This is a genomic window from Mycobacterium sp. IS-3022, from assembly GCF_001500065.1.
Taxonomy (GTDB): Bacteria; Actinomycetota; Actinomycetes; order Mycobacteriales; family Mycobacteriaceae; genus Mycobacterium.
On the sequence record NZ_LQIN01000001.1, the window covers coordinates 505,939 to 522,591 of the forward strand.

General features: G+C 68.7%; 18 protein-coding genes. 10 read left to right on the plus strand and 8 right to left on the minus strand.

The window, feature by feature from the left end:
* Window positions 1-26 precede the first annotated feature (26 nt).
* Window positions 27-1,289, plus strand: coding sequence for a M18 family aminopeptidase (locus tag AU188_RS02460; protein ID WP_059162087.1), 1,263 nt, complete (start codon window positions 27-29; stop codon window positions 1,287-1,289).
* 15 nt (window positions 1,290-1,304) lie between these two features.
* Window positions 1,305-1,661, plus strand: coding sequence for a VOC family protein (locus AU188_RS02465; protein WP_059162088.1), 357 nt, complete (start codon window positions 1,305-1,307; stop codon window positions 1,659-1,661).
* 45 nt (window positions 1,662-1,706) lie between these two features.
* Here AU188_RS02465 and AU188_RS02470 read toward each other — a convergent pair whose 3' ends face one another.
* The gene (locus tag AU188_RS02470; protein ID WP_059098330.1) at window positions 1,707-1,937 is read right to left on the minus strand and encodes a hypothetical protein; all 231 of its coding nucleotides are present in this window, start codon (window positions 1,935-1,937) and stop codon (window positions 1,707-1,709) included.
* 103 nt (window positions 1,938-2,040) lie between these two features.
* Here AU188_RS02470 and purL point away from each other — a divergent pair, with 103 nt between their 5' ends.
* The 6 genes from purL to purF all read left to right on the plus strand — a co-directional run bounded on the left by purL (window position 2,041) and on the right by purF (window position 9,635).
* Window positions 2,041-4,350 carry a phosphoribosylformylglycinamidine synthase subunit PurL gene (gene purL / locus AU188_RS02475; RefSeq protein WP_059162089.1) on the plus strand — a complete coding sequence of 770 codons (2,310 nt, stop codon included), beginning with the start codon at window positions 2,041-2,043 and terminating at the stop codon, window positions 4,348-4,350.
* Window positions 4,347-6,071, plus strand: a complete 1,725-nt coding sequence (locus AU188_RS02480) for an alpha/beta hydrolase (protein ID WP_172799361.1) — start codon at window positions 4,347-4,349, stop codon at window positions 6,069-6,071. The genes purL and AU188_RS02480 overlap by 4 nt, the downstream gene beginning before the upstream one ends.
* Window positions 6,071-6,694: an Rv0804 family intramembrane glutamic endopeptidase gene (locus AU188_RS02485; RefSeq protein ID WP_059162090.1), complete on the plus strand. Its 624-nt coding sequence runs from the start codon at window positions 6,071-6,073 to the stop codon at window positions 6,692-6,694. Before AU188_RS02480 ends, AU188_RS02485 begins: the two co-directional genes overlap by 1 nt.
* Window positions 6,691-7,482: an SDR family NAD(P)-dependent oxidoreductase gene (locus AU188_RS02490; protein ID WP_059162091.1), complete on the plus strand. Its 792-nt coding sequence runs from the start codon at window positions 6,691-6,693 to the stop codon at window positions 7,480-7,482. Before AU188_RS02485 ends, AU188_RS02490 begins: the two co-directional genes overlap by 4 nt.
* 16 nt (window positions 7,483-7,498) lie before the next feature.
* Window positions 7,499-7,900, plus strand: a complete 402-nt coding sequence (locus AU188_RS02495; RefSeq protein WP_502687575.1) for a sterol carrier family protein — start codon at window positions 7,499-7,501, stop codon at window positions 7,898-7,900.
* Window positions 7,901-8,111: 211 nt separating this feature from the next.
* Window positions 8,112-9,635: an amidophosphoribosyltransferase gene (gene purF, locus AU188_RS02500; RefSeq protein ID WP_059098324.1), complete on the plus strand. Its 1,524-nt coding sequence runs from the start codon at window positions 8,112-8,114 to the stop codon at window positions 9,633-9,635.
* Here purF and AU188_RS02505 read toward each other — a convergent pair whose 3' ends face one another.
* The gene (locus tag AU188_RS02505) at window positions 9,636-10,592 is read right to left on the minus strand and encodes an NAD(P)H-binding protein (protein WP_059162283.1); all 957 of its coding nucleotides are present in this window, start codon (window positions 10,590-10,592) and stop codon (window positions 9,636-9,638) included.
* An 85-nt stretch (window positions 10,593-10,677) separates the two neighbouring features.
* Here AU188_RS02505 and purM point away from each other — a divergent pair, with 85 nt between their 5' ends.
* Entirely contained in the window at window positions 10,678-11,751 is a 1,074-nt protein-coding gene (purM, locus tag AU188_RS02510; RefSeq protein ID WP_059162093.1) for a phosphoribosylformylglycinamidine cyclo-ligase, read from the plus strand.
* 15 nt (window positions 11,752-11,766) lie between these two features.
* On the opposite strand, the gene AU188_RS02515 is transcribed toward purM, so the two are convergent.
* Both AU188_RS02515 and ygfZ read right to left on the minus strand, forming a co-directional pair.
* Window positions 11,767-11,946 (minus strand): DUF3073 domain-containing protein, encoded by a 180-nt coding sequence (locus AU188_RS02515; protein ID WP_059162094.1) that lies wholly within the window; start codon window positions 11,944-11,946, stop codon window positions 11,767-11,769.
* Window positions 11,947-12,073: 127 nt separating this feature from the next.
* Entirely contained in the window at window positions 12,074-13,150 is a 1,077-nt protein-coding gene (ygfZ, locus tag AU188_RS02520) for a CAF17-like 4Fe-4S cluster assembly/insertion protein YgfZ (protein ID WP_059162095.1), read from the minus strand.
* A 51-nt stretch (window positions 13,151-13,201) separates the two neighbouring features.
* Here ygfZ and AU188_RS02525 point away from each other — a divergent pair, with 51 nt between their 5' ends.
* Window positions 13,202-14,089: an aminodeoxychorismate lyase gene (locus AU188_RS02525; protein WP_059162096.1), complete on the plus strand. Its 888-nt coding sequence runs from the start codon at window positions 13,202-13,204 to the stop codon at window positions 14,087-14,089.
* A gap of 289 nt (window positions 14,090-14,378) precedes the next feature.
* On the opposite strand, the gene AU188_RS02530 is transcribed toward AU188_RS02525, so the two are convergent.
* From AU188_RS02530 to AU188_RS02545, 4 genes are all read right to left on the minus strand, one after another.
* Window positions 14,379-14,636 carry a YajG family lipoprotein gene (locus AU188_RS02530; protein ID WP_059162097.1) on the minus strand — a complete coding sequence of 86 codons (258 nt, stop codon included), beginning with the start codon at window positions 14,634-14,636 and terminating at the stop codon, window positions 14,379-14,381.
* Window positions 14,636-15,265, minus strand: coding sequence for a heme-binding beta-barrel domain-containing protein (locus AU188_RS02535; RefSeq protein ID WP_059162098.1), 630 nt, complete (start codon window positions 15,263-15,265; stop codon window positions 14,636-14,638). Before AU188_RS02535 ends, AU188_RS02530 begins: the two co-directional genes overlap by 1 nt.
* A gap of 215 nt (window positions 15,266-15,480) precedes the next feature.
* Window positions 15,481-15,783, minus strand: coding sequence for a DUF1416 domain-containing protein (locus tag AU188_RS02540; protein WP_059098314.1), 303 nt, complete (start codon window positions 15,781-15,783; stop codon window positions 15,481-15,483).
* A gap of 1 nt (window position 15,784) precedes the next feature.
* Entirely contained in the window at window positions 15,785-16,618 is an 834-nt protein-coding gene (locus AU188_RS02545; RefSeq protein ID WP_059162099.1) for a sulfurtransferase, read from the minus strand.
* Window positions 16,619-16,653 lie beyond the last annotated feature (35 nt).

Consider the following 16,653-nt stretch of genomic DNA (forward strand, 5'->3'; position numbering starts at 1 on the left):
CTTGAATCACCCGTAAAGATGAAGAGATGGCAGCCAGCCCCCAGAGCCTGTGTGAGTTCATCGACGCCTCGCCCTCGCCGTACCACGTCTGCGAAACCGCCGCCGACCGGCTGCGCTCGGCCGGCTTCCGCGAACTCTCCGAAGCCGATCCCTGGCCGTCGTCCGGGGGCCGATTTTTCACCGTGCGTGCCGGCTCGCTGGTCGCCTGGCGGACCGATGCGCACAGCCAGGGCGCACCGTTCCGCATCGTCGGCGCCCACACCGACAGCCCGAACCTGCGGGTCAAGCAGCACCCCGACCGATACGTCTCGGGATGGCGGGTGGTCGCGCTGCAGCCATACGGCGGCGCGTGGCTGAACTCGTGGCTGGACCGCGACCTCGGCGTCAGCGGCCGGCTCTCGGTACGCAACGGCAGCCGCCTGGTGCACCAACTCATCCGCATAGACGAACCGATCCTGCGTGTGCCGCAACTGGCCATCCACCTCGCCGAGGACCGCAAGGCCGTCGAGCTGAACCCGCAGCGCCATGTCAACGCCGTGTGGGGCGTCGGCGGCGGGCCCGAATCGTTCCTCGACTACGTGGCCGAGCACGCCGGCGTGCCCGCAGGCGACGTGCTGGGCGCGGATCTGATGACCCACGACCTGACCCCCTCACGGCTCGTCGGCTCGGGCGGCAAGCTGGTCAGCGCGCCTCGCCTGGACAACCAGGCGACCTGCTACGCCGGGCTGGAAGCGTTCTTGGCCGCCGAACCGCGCGCGTACCTGCCGGTGCTGGTGCTTTTCGACCACGAGGAGGTCGGCTCGCAATCCGACCACGGCGCCCAGTCCGATCTGCTGGCGACGGTGCTGGAGCGCATCACACTGGGCGAGGGCGGCGGGCGGGAGGAGTTTCTGCGTCGGCTACCGGACTCGATGGTGGCTTCCGGCGACATGGCGCACGCGACCCATCCGAACTACCCCGAGCGACACGAACCGGGGCACCTCATCGAGGTCAACGCGGGACCGGTGCTCAAGGTGCAGCCGAACCTGCGCTACGCCACCGACGGCCGTACCGCCGCGGCGTTCGCGCTCGCGTGCGCGCAGGCCGGGGTGCCGCTGCAGCGCTACGAGCACCGCGCGGATCTGCCGTGCGGCTCGACGGTCGGGCCGATGACCGCGGCTCGCACCGGCATCCCGACCGTCGATGTGGGTGCACCGCAGCTGGCCATGCATTCGGCCCGGGAGGTGATGGGCGCCGATGACGTCACCGCTTACGCCGCGGCGTTGACGACGTTCTTGTCACCGCAGTGATCTAGGGTCGGCGCCATGACCCTCGCCATCGTGAACGTCACCTTCGACAGCACGGATCCCGACAGGCTCGCCGAGTGGTGGGCTCGCGCCTTGGGCGGCCAGGTAAACGCCGTTGCGCCAGGCCTTTTCGTCACCGTGTCCAGGCCGGGCGGCGGCCCCGGCCTGGGCTTCCACAAGGTCGACGATCCCACGCCGGGCAAGAACCGGGTACACCTCGACTTCGGCGTCGGCGACACCGAGGCGGAGGTCGAACGGCTGGTCGAAATCGGCGCCACTGAAACCGCCCGGCACAGCATCGGCGAGTTCGGCTGGGTGGTGCTCGCCGACCCGGACGGCAACCTGTTCTGTATCGGCTCGGCCGATCACCCGTAGCCCCGGCGGCGACACAGGTGGGCCGTCGCCGGGACCGGATGCTGGTTACTTGATCCTGCTGGCCAGCAGGCGCTTGCCTTCTTCGGCGCCCTTCCTGCTGTCAGCCTGCGCCTTGCGGAACAGCTCTGCGAGCTCATCGTCGCCGTCGCGCTCGGCGTCCCGGACGTAGGTCTCCATCCGCAGCGCGTTCTCGAGGCACTGCTCGGTGTACCAGATGAGGTTGTAGTTCTTGTCCTTCGTCCCGGTCACCTGGCCGGTTTCGGTGGATGTGCTCATTGGTCGCCTCCTTCCATTGGTGACGAGATTCGCCTACCCGGAGCGACCACAGCCAAACCCGTGTCGGGGGGCTGGGTCGGGCGGCCCAAACTAGACTGGCCACGTGACGTCGGAGCTAACCCACGCCTTGGACACCGTCGACCGCGCCGCCGCCACCCCGGATCAGCCGCAACCGTTTCGTGAACTCGGGCTCAAGGACGACGAGTACCAGCGGATCCGCCAAATTCTGGGCCGCAGGCCCACCGACGCCGAGCTGGCGATGTACTCCGTGATGTGGAGCGAGCACTGCTCCTACAAGTCGTCGAAGGTGCATCTGCGCTACTTCGGCGAGACCACCACCGACGAGATGCGCAAGACGATGCTGGCCGGCATCGGGGAGAACGCCGGCGTCGTGGACATCGGTGACGGGTGGGCCGCCACCTTCAAGGTGGAATCGCACAACCACCCCTCCTACATCGAGCCCTATCAGGGTGCGGCTACCGGCGTCGGCGGGATCGTGCGCGACATCATGGCGATGGGCGCCCGACCGGTCGCGGTCATGGACCAGTTGAGGTTCGGCGCGGCCGACGCGCCCGACACCCGCCGCGTCGTCGACGGGGTGGTGCGCGGAATCGGCGGGTACGGTAACTCGTTGGGACTGCCCAACATCGGCGGCGAGACGGTGTTCGACGCGTCCTACGGGGGTAACCCGCTGGTGAACGCGCTGTGCGTCGGGGTGCTGCGCAAGGAGGACCTGCACCTGGCGTTCGCGTCGGGTACCGGCAACAAGATCATTCTGTTCGGCGCCCGCACCGGTCTCGACGGCATCGGCGGCGTGTCGGTGCTGGCCTCGGAGACCTTCGGCGGCGACGAAAGCGGCGCGCCCGGGCGCAAGAAGCTGCCCAGCGTGCAGGTGGGCGACCCGTTCATGGAGAAGGTGCTCATCGAGTGCTGCCTCGAGCTGTACGCCAACGACCTGGTGGTCGGCATCCAGGACCTCGGTGGCGCCGGACTGTCCTGCGCCACAAGTGAACTGGCCTCCGCAGGCGACGGCGGCATGCGCATCGAACTGGACACGGTGCCGCTGCGGGCGGCCAACATGACGCCCGCCGAGATCCTGTCGAGCGAATCGCAGGAGCGGATGTGCGCGGTCGTCACGCCCGACAACGTCGACAGATTCATGGCCGTCTGCCGCAAGTGGGAGGTGCTGGCCACCGTCATCGGCGAGGTGACCGACGGCGACCGGCTGCAGATCACCTGGCACGGCGAGACCGTCGTCGACGTACCACCGCGCACCGTCGCGCACGAGGGACCGGTCTACGAACGGCCGGTACAGCGGCCCGACACGCAGGATGCGCTCAACGCCGACACCACGGCGAGGCTGCCGCGGCCGTCGACCGGTGCGGAGCTCAAAGCGACTCTGCTTGCGCTGCTGGGCAGTCCGCATCTGTGCAGCCGCGCTTTCATCACCGAACAGTACGACCGCTATGTGCGCGGCAACACCGTGTTAGCGGAGGACGCCGACGGCGGGTTGCTGCGCGTCGACGAGAGCAGCGGCCGCGGCATCGCGATATCGACCGACGCATCGGGCCGCTACACCGCACTCGACCCGTACGCCGGGGCGCAGTTGGCGCTGGCCGAGGCATACCGCAACGTCGCGGTCACCGGCGCGACTCCCGTCGCGGTGACGAACTGCCTGAACTTCGGCTCGCCGGAGGATCCGGGCGTGATGTGGCAGTTCAGCCAGGCCGTGCGCGGGTTGGCGGACGGTGCTGCGGCGCTGGGCATTCCGGTCACCGGCGGCAACGTCAGCTTCTACAACCAGACCGGCACCACCGCGATCCTGCCGACACCGGTGGTCGGTGTGCTCGGCGTGATCGACGACGTGAAACGACGCATTCCCACCGGTTTCGGCAACGAACCAGGCGAGACGCTGATGCTGCTCGGCGACACCCGCGACGAGTTCGACGGATCCATCTGGGCGCAGGTCACCGCCGACCACCTGGGTGGGCTGCCGCCCGCGGTGGATCTCGCGCGCGAGAAACTGCTCGCCGAGGTGTTGACCGCCGCGTCCCGCGACGGTCTTGTCTCAGCTGCGCACGACCTGTCCGAAGGCGGACTGATCCAGGCCGTCGTCGAGGCCGCGCTGCGCGGTGAAACCGGCTGTCGCATCGTGCTTCCCGAGGGCTGGCAAGAAGGTTCTGGTCCATTCACGTTCTTGTTCTCCGAATCCGCGGGACGCGTGCTGGTGGCGGTGCCGCGCACCGAAGAGAGCCGGTTCCGCGCCATGTGCGAGGCCCGCGGTCTGCCCGCCATCCGCATCGGCGTGGTCGATGCGGCCAGCGATGCGATCGAGGTCCAAGGCCTGTTCACCGTCACTCTGGAGGACCTGCGCAGCACGTCAGAAAGTGTGCTGCCCGGGTTGTTCGGGTGAGCGAACACACGCGACAACGACACCCGATACACGTCTGGGCGTGGCGCCTGGTCCGCCTCGACTTCGTCGGCGTCGCGTTCGCCGCATTGTTCTTCTGCCTGTCGTTGACGCCGTCGCTGTTGCCGCGCGACTGGCTGTTCGCGGGCCTGATCGGCGGCCTCAACGCCGCGATCGGCTACGGTATCGGCGTCTTCCTCGCAAAAATGTTGCGCCGCTTCGTGTTACGCCGTCGCACCTGGTGGCCTCCATCGAGGCGGGTGCTGTTGGTGCTCAAGACCGCGACGGTGGTGCTGTCGATCGCCGCCAGCATCCTGATGGTGATCCCGGCCGCGGCGTGGCAGCGACAGGTGTCGGCGGTGATGGGAATCGAGGGGCCGGCCACCCTCGGGTATCTGCGCACCCTGGTCATCGCGTTGCTGGTCGGCGGGATGTGCGTGGCCGTCGCGCGCGTGCTGCTCGATTTGATCAAGACGATGGCCCGGTTCTTCATCCGGCGCTGGCGCCTGCACGACGAGGTGGCGCTGTTCATCGGCACCGCCATCGTCGTCGTGCTCGCCATCACGCTGATCAACGGTGTGCTGGTGCGTGGCTTCCTCGCCGGCGCGAACCGGGTTTTCCAGCCGCAGAACACCACCACCCGGGAAGGCGTCATCCAACCGGCCGAACCCGAAAGATCCGGCAGCCCAGAGTCTTTCGCGGCCTGGGACACGCTGGGCTATCAGGGCCGCAACTTCGTCGCCACCGGTCCGCACGCCGATGAGCTCAGCGAACTCAACGGCGCGCCCGCCAAGGAACCGATCCGGGTGTATGTCGGGCTGCAGACCGCCGAAACCGCCGAACAGCGAATGGCGGTCCTGCTCAGCGAGCTCGAGCGCACCGGCGCGTTCGAGCGTGAGCTGCTGGTCATCATCCCCACCACCGGCACCGGCTGGATCAATCCGGTGGCGGCCCGGGCGCTGGAGATGATGTACAACGGCGACACCGCGCTGGTCGGATCGCAGTACTCCTTCCTGCCGAGCTGGATCTCCTTCCTCGGTGATCAGCAGAAGTCGATGGTGTCGGGGCGCATGATGATCGACGCCGTTCAGCAACGCTGGGAAGAACTTCCGCAGGACCGGCGGCCGAAACTCGTGCTCTACGGGGAGAGCCTGGGCTCGATGGCCGGCCAGGGCGCGTTCGACTGGCTGCCCGACATCTCGCGGATGGGCTTCTCGTCGGTGCTGTGGGTCGGTCCACCGAACGCCAGCCCGCTGTGGAAAGCCATCACCGAGCGGCGCGATCCGGGCACCCCGCAAGTCGAGCCGCGGTACGACAACGGCCGCACCGTCCGGTTTTCCGAGGCCACCGATCCCGCCGAGATCGAGCGGGACACGGCGCCGCCGTGGGAGGGTACGCGCGTGCTGTTCCTGCAGCACCCGTCCGATCCGATCGTGTGGTGGTCGCCGGACCTGCTGTTCAGCCGGCCGGACTGGCTGCGCGAACCGCCCGGTCGCGACCGCACGGCCTCCATGCGGTGGTATCCGATCGTGACGTTCGGTCAGGTTGCGGCCGACATGACCAACGCCAGTTCGGTCCCGGGAGGGCACGGCCACAACTACGGCGATCTCGTGCTCGACGGCTGGGCCGCCGTCGCACCGCCCGACGGCTGGACCCGTGAGGACACCGAACGGATCCGCACCGCGCTGACCAAGACCGAGAGCGAAGACGGACCAGAATACTGATGGCGGCGAACAAGTTTCGTGCGACAGCGGTGGCCGTCGCTCTGGTGGGATGGAGCTTCGTCGCACCCCGGGTTCGGTTTCATCCGATTGCGAACGCCGCGCTGGGCACCGGGCTGTACGCGCTCGCCCGCCCCCCGCTGGGACTGCGTCCGCCTGCACTGTGGTCCGGCCTGCGCCACGGCCTGGCCGCGGGCGCACTGATCGCGCTCGGGGTGGCGGCGACGACCGCGGTTCCGTCGGTGCGACGCGGAATGGCCGCGCGTGAACTGCCCGACCGCCCGGTGCGGTGGATGGCCTTCGACATTCCGGTGGGAACCGTCTGGCCCGAGGAGGTCGCCTATCGGGCGACGCTGGGTACCGCCGCCGAGACCGCGTTCGAACCGGTCGGCGGGCGCTTTCTGCAGTCGGTGGCGTTCGGCCTGTGGCACATCATGGATGCCCGCCTCACCCGCAACCCGGTGTTGGGCACGGTCCTTCTCACCGGCGTTGCGGGTTGGGCGTTCGGGTGGCTGCATGCCCGCTCGGGCAGCCTCGCCGCGCCGATGCTGGCCCATCTGGCCGCCAACGAGGCCGCGGCGTTGGCAGCGCTCGCCATTCAGCGGCGCATAGAGTCCCGGGCATGAGCACCGCCGAGCGCGACCGTCCGCGCACCATCGTCGTGACCGGGGCTGCGTCGGGCATCGGCCTGGCCACCGTCAAGCGCCTGCTCGCCCGCGGCGACACCGTGATCGGCGCCGACGTGGCGCCACCACCCGAGGAACCGGGCGAGCGCTTCGAGTTCGTCACCGCCGACATCACCGATGAAGCTGCCGTGGCATCGGTGTTCGCCGCGATTCGCGGACGGCTCGACGGCGTCGTGCACTCGGCCGGGGTCGCCGGCGGCGGGCCGGTGCACCTGCTCGACCGCGCCGAGTGGGAACGCGTGATCGCGGTCAACCTCACCGGAACGTTCCTGGTGGCCAAGGCCGCGGTGGCGAAGATGATCGACCAACCGCGCGTCGACGGCGAGCGCGGGTCAATCGTCACCCTGTCCAGCGTCGAAGGTCTGGAGGGCACCGCCGGCGGCAGCAGCTACAACGCCGCCAAGGGCGGCGTCGTGCTGCTCACCAAGAACATCGCCGTCGACTACGGCCCGAGCGGTATCCGCGCCAACGCCATCTGCCCCGGGTTCATCGACACCCCGATGCTCCAGAGCGTGATGGGCCTCGAAGGCATGGCGGGTCCACTGCGGTCCATCACCGAGGAGCACGCTCTGCAACGGCGCGGCCGGCCCGACGAGATCGCCGCCGTCGCAGCGTTTCTCGTGTCGGCCGATGCGTCGTTCGTGACCGGCCAGGCCATCGCGGTCGACGGTGGCTACACCGCCGGACGCGACCACGGCGTGGTCAAGCTGTTCGGTTTCCCCGACTGAACCTCACGGGTTGATGGTGAACACCTCTCGACGGGCCCGTACTGCCGATCCGGCGAAGACTCGCACCGCGGTCGCGGCGCTGGCGGAGTGGTTACGCGACGATGAGCGGCCCGCGCCGGCGAGATCCGAACTCGCCGAGGCGGTCCGGTTGACGGCCCGCATGCTCGCGGCTGTCGCGCCGGGTTCCAGCGTCGAGGTCCGCGTACCGCCGTTCATCGCGGTGCAGTGCATCGCGGGGCCGGCGCACCGGCGCGGCAACCCGCCCAATGTGGCCGAGACGGATCCGCGGACCTGGCTGCTGCTCGCCTGCGGGATGCTGGCGCTGAACGACGCCGTGGCAGACGGCGGGTTGACGCTGTCGGGGTCACGCGCCGGCGAGATCGCGAGCTGGTTACCGCTGGTCGACCTCGACGGTTAACTTGGCCACACCACTTCCGTCGGGGATTTTGGTGTAGTTCGTCGCGCTGAGCGCTACCAAGTACACCGAAATCGCAGGTTAACGCGGAAATGCAGGCGCTCGAGGGCGCGTTGTTCCGACCACGGCGACACCCCCGCCGCATTCGGTGAATGACCCGTGATGTACGTAGACTGAGGCGGTCTACCCATTCCGCCCTGGGAGCAGCCATATCGTGACCGGCCCGCAGACCGATCCAGAACCCCGCGAAGAGTGTGGCGTATTCGGCGTGTGGGCGCCGGGTGAAGAGGTCGCCAAGCTCACCTACTACGGCCTGTATGCGCTTCAGCACCGTGGCCAGGAAGCCGCGGGGATCGCCGTCGCCGACGGCTCCCAGGTGCTGGTCTTCAAGGATCTGGGGCTGGTCAGCCAGGTCTTCGACGAGCAGACGCTGGCCGCGATGGAAGGTCACGTCGCCATCGGACACTGCCGCTACTCGACCAGCGGTTCGACGACTTGGGAGAACGCCCAGCCGGTGTTCCGCAACACCGCGGCGGGCACCGGCGTCGCGCTGGGACACAACGGCAACCTCGTCAACGCGGCCGAACTGGCCGCCCGCGCCCGCGAGGCCGGATTGCTCGGCACCAGGGGCGCTCCGGCGGCGACCACCGACTCCGACATCCTCGGCGCGCTGCTCGCCCACGGGGCGGCCGACGCCACGCTGGAGCAGGCCGCGCTGGAACTGCTGCCGACCGTTCGCGGCGCGTTCTGCCTGACGTGGATGGACGAGAACACGCTGTATGCGGCGCGCGATCCGTACGGGGTGCGACCGTTGGCGTTGGGGCGGTTGGACCGCGGCTGGGTCGTCGCGTCGGAGACTGCGGCGCTCGACATCGTCGGCGCCTCGTTCGTCCGTGACATCGAGCCCGGTGAGTTGCTGGCCATCGACGCCGACGGGGTGCGCTCCACCCGGTTCGCCAACCCCGAACCCAAGGGCTGCGTCTTCGAATACGTCTATCTGGCGCGCCCGGACAGCACTCTGGCCGGCCGTTCGGTGCACGCCACCCGCGTCGACATCGGCCGCCGGCTGGCCAGGGAGATGCCGGTCGAGGCGGATCTGGTGATCGGCGTGCCGGAGTCGGGCACCCCCGCCGCGGTGGGTTATGCGCAGGAGTCCGGCATCCCCTACGGCCAAGGCCTGATGAAGAACGCCTACGTGGGACGTACGTTCATCCAACCGTCGCAGACCATCCGCCAACTCGGCATCCGGCTCAAGCTCAACCCGCTCAAGGAAGTGATTCGGGGTAAGCGGCTGATCGTCGTCGACGACTCGATCGTGCGCGGCAACACCCAGCGCGCCCTGATCCGGATGCTGCGCGAGGCGGGCGCCGTGGAGGTGCACGTCCGCATCGCGTCGCCGCCCGTCAAATGGCCGTGCTTCTACGGCATCGACTTCGCCACCCCGGCCGAACTGATCGCCAACGCCGTCGAGGACCAGGGGGAGATGCTCGAGGCGGTGCGCCACGCCATCGGCGCCGACACCCTCGGCTACATCAGCCAGCAGGGCATGATCGCCGCGACCGAGCAGCCCGCTTCGCGGTTGTGCAGCGCCTGCTTCGACGGCAAGTACCCGATCGAGTTGCCGGGCGAATCGGCGTTGGGCAAGAACGTGATCGAGCACATGCTCGCCACGGCCGCCAAGACCGGTGTGCCGCTGCAGTCCGACAACGACAACGTCTCGGCGCTGCGCAGGCCGTAACTACCGGCCGACGTGGGCCCAGCGCGGATCGCCGGGCAGCGGGCCGCGCTGCAACGCCTTCGCCACCGCGTCGCGATAACCCGTCAGGCCGCCGGGCGGCGGCGCGATGACGTCATCGATGTCGTGGTTGGCCATCACCGCCTCGCACTCCAGCGACTCGACGAGCGGGCGTGCCAGCGCCCCGGGCAGCGGCGTCACCAACCCGATCCACCAACTCGCCAACGTCGGTGTCAGCCAAGGTAAGTCGATGATCAGCCGCCGTCGCAGACCGGCCACTTCGGCGTACACCTGCATCGCCTCCTGGTATTCGAGCACGTCGGGTCCGCCGATATCCCATGTGCGCGATGCCGGCACCGGCGCAGCGGCGGCCCCGGCCAGATAGTGCAGCGCGTCGTCGATCGCGATCGGCTGAATCTTGTTGTGCACCCACCTTGGTGTCGTCATCACCGGCAAGCGGTTGGTCAGGTGCCGGATCATCTCGAACGACGCCGATCCGGATCCGATCACGATTCCGGCCTGCAGGACGACGGTCTCGATGCCGGACCCGATCAGGATCTCGCCGACGTCGGTCCGCGACCGCAGATGCGGCGACAGGTCGGCTTCTGCCGGGTGCAGGCCGCCCAGATACACCAACCGCCTGATTCCCACGTCGCGTGCAGCGTCGACGACGTTGCGGGCCGACCGGGCCTCTTCTTCGACGAAATTGGGTGAGGTGCCCATTGAGTGCACCAGGTAGTAGACGACGTCCATGCCCTCGAACGCGTCGCGCAGCGACTCCGTTTCGCCGAGGTCGCCGCGTGCCACTTCGGCCCGGTCGCGCCACGGCGCGTCGTCGAGTTTGTCGGGGTCACGCGCCAACGCCCGCACCGCGTGACCGCGGTCGAGCAGGGCGGGCACCAACCGGCCGCCGATGTAGCCGGTCGCACCCGTCACCAAGCAGCGAATCGCGTCTGTCACCACGGCGGGATCGCCGGTTTGGCACTCGGGCAAACCCAAGAAGGCGGTTACCGCGGCGCGGCGAACACCGGTAGCCTTTATCGCGATGAGCGAACGCGCCGAACCTGCCGGCATCTCCTACGCGTCGGCCGGGGTCGACATCGAAGCCGGTGACCGGGCCGTCGAACTCCTCAAACCACTCGCCGAGAAGGCCACCAGGCCCGAGGTGCGCGCCGGCATCGGCGGCTTTGCGGGGCTGTTCGCGCTGCGCGGCGGTTACCGGGAACCGGTGCTGGCCTCGTCGACCGACGGCGTCGGCACCAAACTGGCGGTCGCGCAGGCCATGGACAAGCACGACACGGTCGGAATCGACCTGGTCGCGATGGTCGTCGACGACCTCGTGGTCTGTGGCGCAGAACCGCTGTTCCTGCAGGACTACATCGCGGTCGGGCGCACGGTTCCCGAGCGGATCGGCGAACTGGTGGCCGGCATCGCCAACGGTTGCCAGCTGGCCGGTTGCGCGCTGCTGGGCGGCGAGACGGCCGAGCATCCCGGCCTGATGGCGCCCGACCACTACGACATCTCCGCGACCGGGGTGGGCATCGTCGAGGCCGACGACGTGCTCGGTCCGGACCGGGTCAAGCCCGGGGACGTGCTCATCGCGATGGCCTCGACCGGCCTGCACTCCAACGGCTATTCACTGGCCCGCAAGGTGCTGCTGGAAATCGACCGGATGAACTTGGCCGGTCACGTCGAAGAGTTCGGTCGCACGCTGGGCGAAGAACTGCTGGAGCCGACCCGCATCTACGCCAAGGACTGCCTGGCCCTGGCCGCCGAGACGCAGGTACGCACCTTCTGCCACGTCACCGGCGGCGGGTTGGCCGGCAATCTCGAGCGGGTGGTCCCGCACGGGCTGGTCGCCGAGATCGACCGCGGCACTTGGACGCCGGCACCGGTGTTCGCGATGATCGGGCAACGGGGACGGGTCGAGCGCAGTGAGATGGAGAAGACCTTCAACATGGGTGTCGGGATGGTCGCGGTCGTCGCACCGGAGGACACCGACCGCGCGTTGGCCATCCTGACCGCGCGTCACCTGAATTGCTGGACGCTGGGCACCGTCAAGAAGGGCGGCAAGAACGGTCCCCGAGCCAGGCTCGTGGGTCAGCACCCGCGCTTCTGAGCCTCAGCTCCGAGCTCAGCGGCGCCAGTCGTCGTCGTCGACCCAGTCGTCGGCCACCGGGTCGGTACCGGCCATGTCGTCTTCGGGAGCGCCCGACAGCTCGCGCTGAAGCCGCTCGAAGTCGGTCTGCGGTGAGCTGTATTTGAGCTCACGAGCAACCTTGGTCTGCTTTGCCTTTGCCCGGCCGCGGCCCATGGGGGGACCCCCTCGCGCAATAACGGAGCGGCCCGATTTGCAGGCGGCTCCGATCTGATCTGTCTATTTATCGTCCTGCCGACACTTTACCGTGCCTGGCTGCGGTGCGCTGCCAGGCCCTCGGCGGTCAGCGGTTTCCGCCGCGCAGCTGTTCGACCGCGCGACGCCCGGCACCTGCGACGTCGGGCGGCGGCATCGAGTCCGCGTCGATCAGAGCGGGCACTCCTGCGACGGTGAGTTCGGTCTCCGGCGGCAGCCCTCGCTTGAGCAGTGCCAGCGCGACGGGGCCTTCGTCCACGTGGTCGACCACGGTGCCGAGCCGACCGACCGTCCGGCCGCCGGCGAGCACCGGGTCGCCGGTGCTGGGCCGGTCCGTCGAACCGTCGAGATACAACCGCACCAGCATCCGCGGCGGTTTACCCAGGTTGTGCACCCGGGCGACGGTCTCCTGCCCTCGGTAGCAGCCCTTGTCCAGATGCACGGCGGGGCCGATCCAGCCGACCTCGTGCGGGATCGTCCGCTCGTCGGTGTCCACACCCAGCCGCGGGCGAAGCGCGGCCACCCGGTGGGCCTCGTAGGCCCACACCCCGGCGGGCCGGACCCCGGCATCGTCGAGTCGCCGGCGCCAGCGGTCGACCTGTTCGCGGGGCACCACGAGGTCGAGTTCGAGCGCCGATCCGCCGAGGCGACGCAGGAAGCCGCCTTCGGGACGCGCGACGGCCGTGCGTTCCGCCGGCAGCGAACCGACACCGAGCGCGTCGAGCACCGCGGCGTCGGCCAACCGCGGTCCGAGCAGGGACAGCACCGCCAGGTCGGCCGGTTCGACCGCGACGTCGGACCAGAACACCATCTTGCGCAGGTAGCTCAGCAGCGCCTCACCGCGCCACGCTTCGGTGTCGAGATAGGTGACGCCGCCGAGTTCGGTTTGCAGCCAGTGATCTTCGACACGGCCCTGGCCGTCGAGGCTGAGATTTTCGGTGACCGTGCCGTCGCTCATGTCGCTGACGTGCTGGGTGGTCAGATTGTGCAGCCACGTCTTGCGGTCGCTGCCGGTGAGGGTGAGCACAGCGCGGTGTGAGCGGTCCACGACGACCGCCGCGTCCGCCGCCGCCCGTTGCTCGGCCAGCGGATCGCCGTAGTGCCAGACGGCGCCGGCGTCGGGTCCGGTGTCGGCTGCGGGGACGGCTGACCCAGAGAATGTCACACGTCAACTCTACGTTCGGCGCTCGACGGGTCGCGGCTACGCTGTGGGCCCATGGCTGGCGAACCCGGGGTCGTGGTGACGCTGGACGGGCGGTTGCACGATCCGGCGGCGCCGCTGCTGCACGCCGACGACCTCGCAGCGGTACGCGGCGACGGTGTCTTCGAGACGCTGCTGATCCGCAACGGCCGGCCCTGCCTGCTCGAAAGCCACCTGGCCCGGCTCAGCCAGTCGGCGCGGATGACCGACTTGCCTGCACCCGACCTGCCGCGGTGGCGGGCCGCGGTGTCCGCAGCGGTCGAGGAATGGAACGCGCGCGCCGTCGGCGAGGGCGTTCTGCGGCTGGTGTACAGCCGGGGCCGCGAAGGCGGGTCGCCCCCGACGGCGTTCGCCACGATCGGCACGTTGCCGGCGCGGGTGGCCCACGTGCGCCGCCACGGGCTTGCGGCGCTGACGCTGCCCCGCGGACTACCGACCGAGGGCACCGCCGAGATGCCCTGGCTGCTGGCCGGCGCGAAGACGTTGTCGTACGCGGTGAACATGGCCGCGCTGCGGCATGCCGAGCGCTACGGCGCCGGCGATGTGATCTTCGTCGGCGCCGACGGTTACCTCCTCGAGGGACCGCGTTCGACGGTGGTGATCGCCGCCGAGTCCGAACCGGGCGCGGGCGACGTCGCGTTCTTCACGCCGCCGCCGTGGTTTCCGATCCTGCGTGGCACCACGCAGCAGGCGCTGTTCGAGGTGGCGCGCAACAAGGGGTACGACTGCGACTACCGCTTGTTGCGACCCACGGATCTACTTACCGCTCAAGGTGTTTGGCTGGTGTCGAGTATCACACTGGCCGCGCGGGTGCACACCCTCGACGGCAGAGCGCTGCCGCCGAGCCCATTGGCGGCGGAATTCGCCGAACTCGTCGACGTCGCAATCGTCAGCGATCGCTGAACGCTGAAACGGCCGAAATTCGGTTGTCGCCTCTCACTCGCGCGGGTACCGTCGCTCGTACACAGGGAAGGAGGTGGTCCGAGATTTTGAGTGACTTATGGACTTGTGAGGTGGCTGCGAGCTAGCAGCGCCAGGGGATGAGCTGACGGCTCTTCGCGTTCTGCGCGCACTGGCGAATTCCCCGCAGTCACCCGGCCCCCGAGCCCCTCGGTCTTGTCCGCCAGGAACACACGGCTCGGGGGCCGCCCCATACCTGGGGGCGAATCGGTAACGAGCCGTTGCGGTTTGCTCAGCCGGCGGGTCCGGGCGCGAACGACGCGCAAGCCTGCATGGCCCGATGCCAGGTGTCGGGATCGACGCCCGACGGCGGAGCGGCCGCAGGACCGGGAGCGGCGGGCACCCCGTGGTCGTTGAGGCACTGCGCCAGCGACCCGTGGCCGGCCGGGGCGTTCGATGTGGTGGTCTGCTGCTCGGCCGGCGGGTCCGATGCGCAGCCGGCCAGGATCGCGGCCGCGACGACGCCGGTGGCGAGCCAGATCGCCCGCATCAGCCGACGAACCTCGACAGCCGGGCCGACAGGTGCGGAACCAGGCCGCCGTCGGCGTCGACGCGCTCCTCGACGTACGCGAGATCGCCGCCCTCGACGATGCCGTAGAGCCGTTTCGCCCCACCGACCAGCATCCCGGACTTACTGCGCGCCAACGCATCGGTGACGAGTTCCCACGACGACTGGGTGAGCGGACGGCCGTAGAACAGCTCGATGTAGCCGGCGGAATGGGCCAACAGCAGTTCGATGGCCTGCGACTCGGACGGATCAGCCGGGTCGTTGACGAACCGCCAGTAGCCCGACTCGCGAAGCGACGGCTGGTCATAGTCGCCCGACTCGGTCAGCCGCCACGAGCGCGCTTCCCAGATCAGGTAGTCGCCGCCGTCGTGGGAGACCACGATCTGCTGGCCGAACCGGTAGTCGCCGTCGGTACCGCGGCCCTCACCCTCACCGCGCCAGACTCCGACCAGCGGCAGCAGCGCCAGCAGCGCGTCGTTGAGGTTCACGCCTTCGCGCAGATTGGCGGTGTCGGACGGCGCCGGCAGATCACCGAAGACCGGGATGTTCCGCGCGGCTGTCGTTTTCGCGCGTTCGGCGGCCGCCGCTACTGCGTCGTCCCCCGACGTCACGACTCGTCGGTGATCAGCCGGTACAGCGCGTACAACGCGAACCAGGTGATAACCCCCGTCGCGGCCACGAGCAAGAGTTCGAAGAACAGCACCACGGGGTGCAGTCTATCCTCCGGCTCGTCGCCGGGTTCGCCGGGCCCAGCCCGCCGAATCTGAACCTGTGCGCGAGATTTTCACGAATTCTCAAGCACAAGCTCAGTTTCGACGTAGAACGGCTAGGCGACCTTGACGTCGACCTCGTGGATCCCCGCACCGGACGGCGCCACGACGGCATCCCCGTTGCCGACCTTCGACAACGCGCGCAGCGTCCACGTGCCGGGTGCGGCGAAGAACCGGAAGTCGCCGGTGGCCGAGGCGACCACCTCGGCGGTGAACTCGTCAGAGCTGTCCAGCAGCCGCACGAACGCGCCGCCGACGGCCTGTCCCGACCCGTCCACGACGCGGCCGGTGATCACCGTCTCCTTCTCCAAGTCGACGCTGGCGGGCAACGTCAGGCCTTGTTTCGGGGCAGAGCACATATCAACTTCCCAACTCGATCGGGGCACCCACGAGGGAGCCGTATTCGGTCCAACTACCGTCGTAGTTCTTGACGTTCTTGTGTCCGAGCAACTCCTGCAGCACGAACCACGTGTGCGACGACCGCTCACCGATGCGGCAGTAGGCGATCGTCTCCTTCTCACCGTCCAGGCCGGCCTCGGCGTACAGCTTCGCGAGGTCCTCGTCGGACTTGAACGTGCCGTCGTCGTTGGCCGCCTTGCTCCACGGAACGTTGATCGCGCCCGGGATATGCCCGGGCCGCTGGCTCTGCTCCTGGGGCAGGTGCGCGGGAGCCAGAATCTTGCCGGAGAACTCGTCGGGAGAACGCACGTCGACGAGGTTCTTGCTGTTGATCGCGGCGATCACCTCGTCGCGGAAGGCCCGGATGCTGTTGTCGGGCGCCTTGGCCGTGTAGCTGGTCGCCGGCCGCTTGACCACCTCGGTGGACAGCGGACGACCGTCGAGTTCCCACTTCTTGCGGCCGCCGTCGAGCAGCTTGACGTTCTGGTGCCCGTACAGCTTGAAGTACCAGTAGGCGTACGCGGCGAACCAGTTGTTGTTGCCGCCGTAGAGGATCACCGTGTCGTCGTTGGAGATTCCGCGTTCGCTCAGCAGTTTCGAGAACTGTTGCTGGTCAACGAAATCGCGGCGCACGGGATCCTGCAGATCGGTCTTCCAGTCGATCTTGACGGCGCCCTCGATGTGGCCGGTGTCGTAGGCGCTGGTGTCCTCGTCGACCTCGACGAAGACGGTGTTCGGCGCGTTGAGATTGCTCTCGGCCCAGTCAACCGTGACCAGGACGTCGGAGCGTGCCATGTAGGGGATCCTTTCGGTTGCTTCGGTTTCGAAGT

Coding starts and splice junctions, on each gene's coding strand:
- AU188_RS02460 (WP_059162087.1), top strand. CDS start 27: ATGGCAGCCAGCCCCCAGAGCCTGTGTGAGTTCATCGACGCCTCGCCC.
- AU188_RS02465 (WP_059162088.1), top strand. CDS start 1,305: ATGACCCTCGCCATCGTGAACGTCACCTTCGACAGCACGGATCCCGAC.
- AU188_RS02470 (WP_059098330.1), bottom strand. CDS start 1,937: ATGAGCACATCCACCGAAACCGGCCAGGTGACCGGGACGAAGGACAAG.
- AU188_RS02485 (WP_059162090.1), top strand. CDS start 6,071: ATGGCGGCGAACAAGTTTCGTGCGACAGCGGTGGCCGTCGCTCTGGTG.
- AU188_RS02490 (WP_059162091.1), top strand. CDS start 6,691: ATGAGCACCGCCGAGCGCGACCGTCCGCGCACCATCGTCGTGACCGGG.
- purM (WP_059162093.1), top strand. CDS start 10,678: ATGAGCGAACGCGCCGAACCTGCCGGCATCTCCTACGCGTCGGCCGGG.
- AU188_RS02515 (WP_059162094.1), bottom strand. CDS start 11,946: ATGGGCCGCGGCCGGGCAAAGGCAAAGCAGACCAAGGTTGCTCGTGAG.
- AU188_RS02525 (WP_059162096.1), top strand. CDS start 13,202: ATGGCTGGCGAACCCGGGGTCGTGGTGACGCTGGACGGGCGGTTGCAC.
- AU188_RS02530 (WP_059162097.1), bottom strand. CDS start 14,636: ATGCGGGCGATCTGGCTCGCCACCGGCGTCGTCGCGGCCGCGATCCTG.
- AU188_RS02540 (WP_059098314.1), bottom strand. CDS start 15,783: ATGTGCTCTGCCCCGAAACAAGGCCTGACGTTGCCCGCCAGCGTCGAC.
- AU188_RS02545 (WP_059162099.1), bottom strand. CDS start 16,618: ATGGCACGCTCCGACGTCCTGGTCACGGTTGACTGGGCCGAGAGCAAT.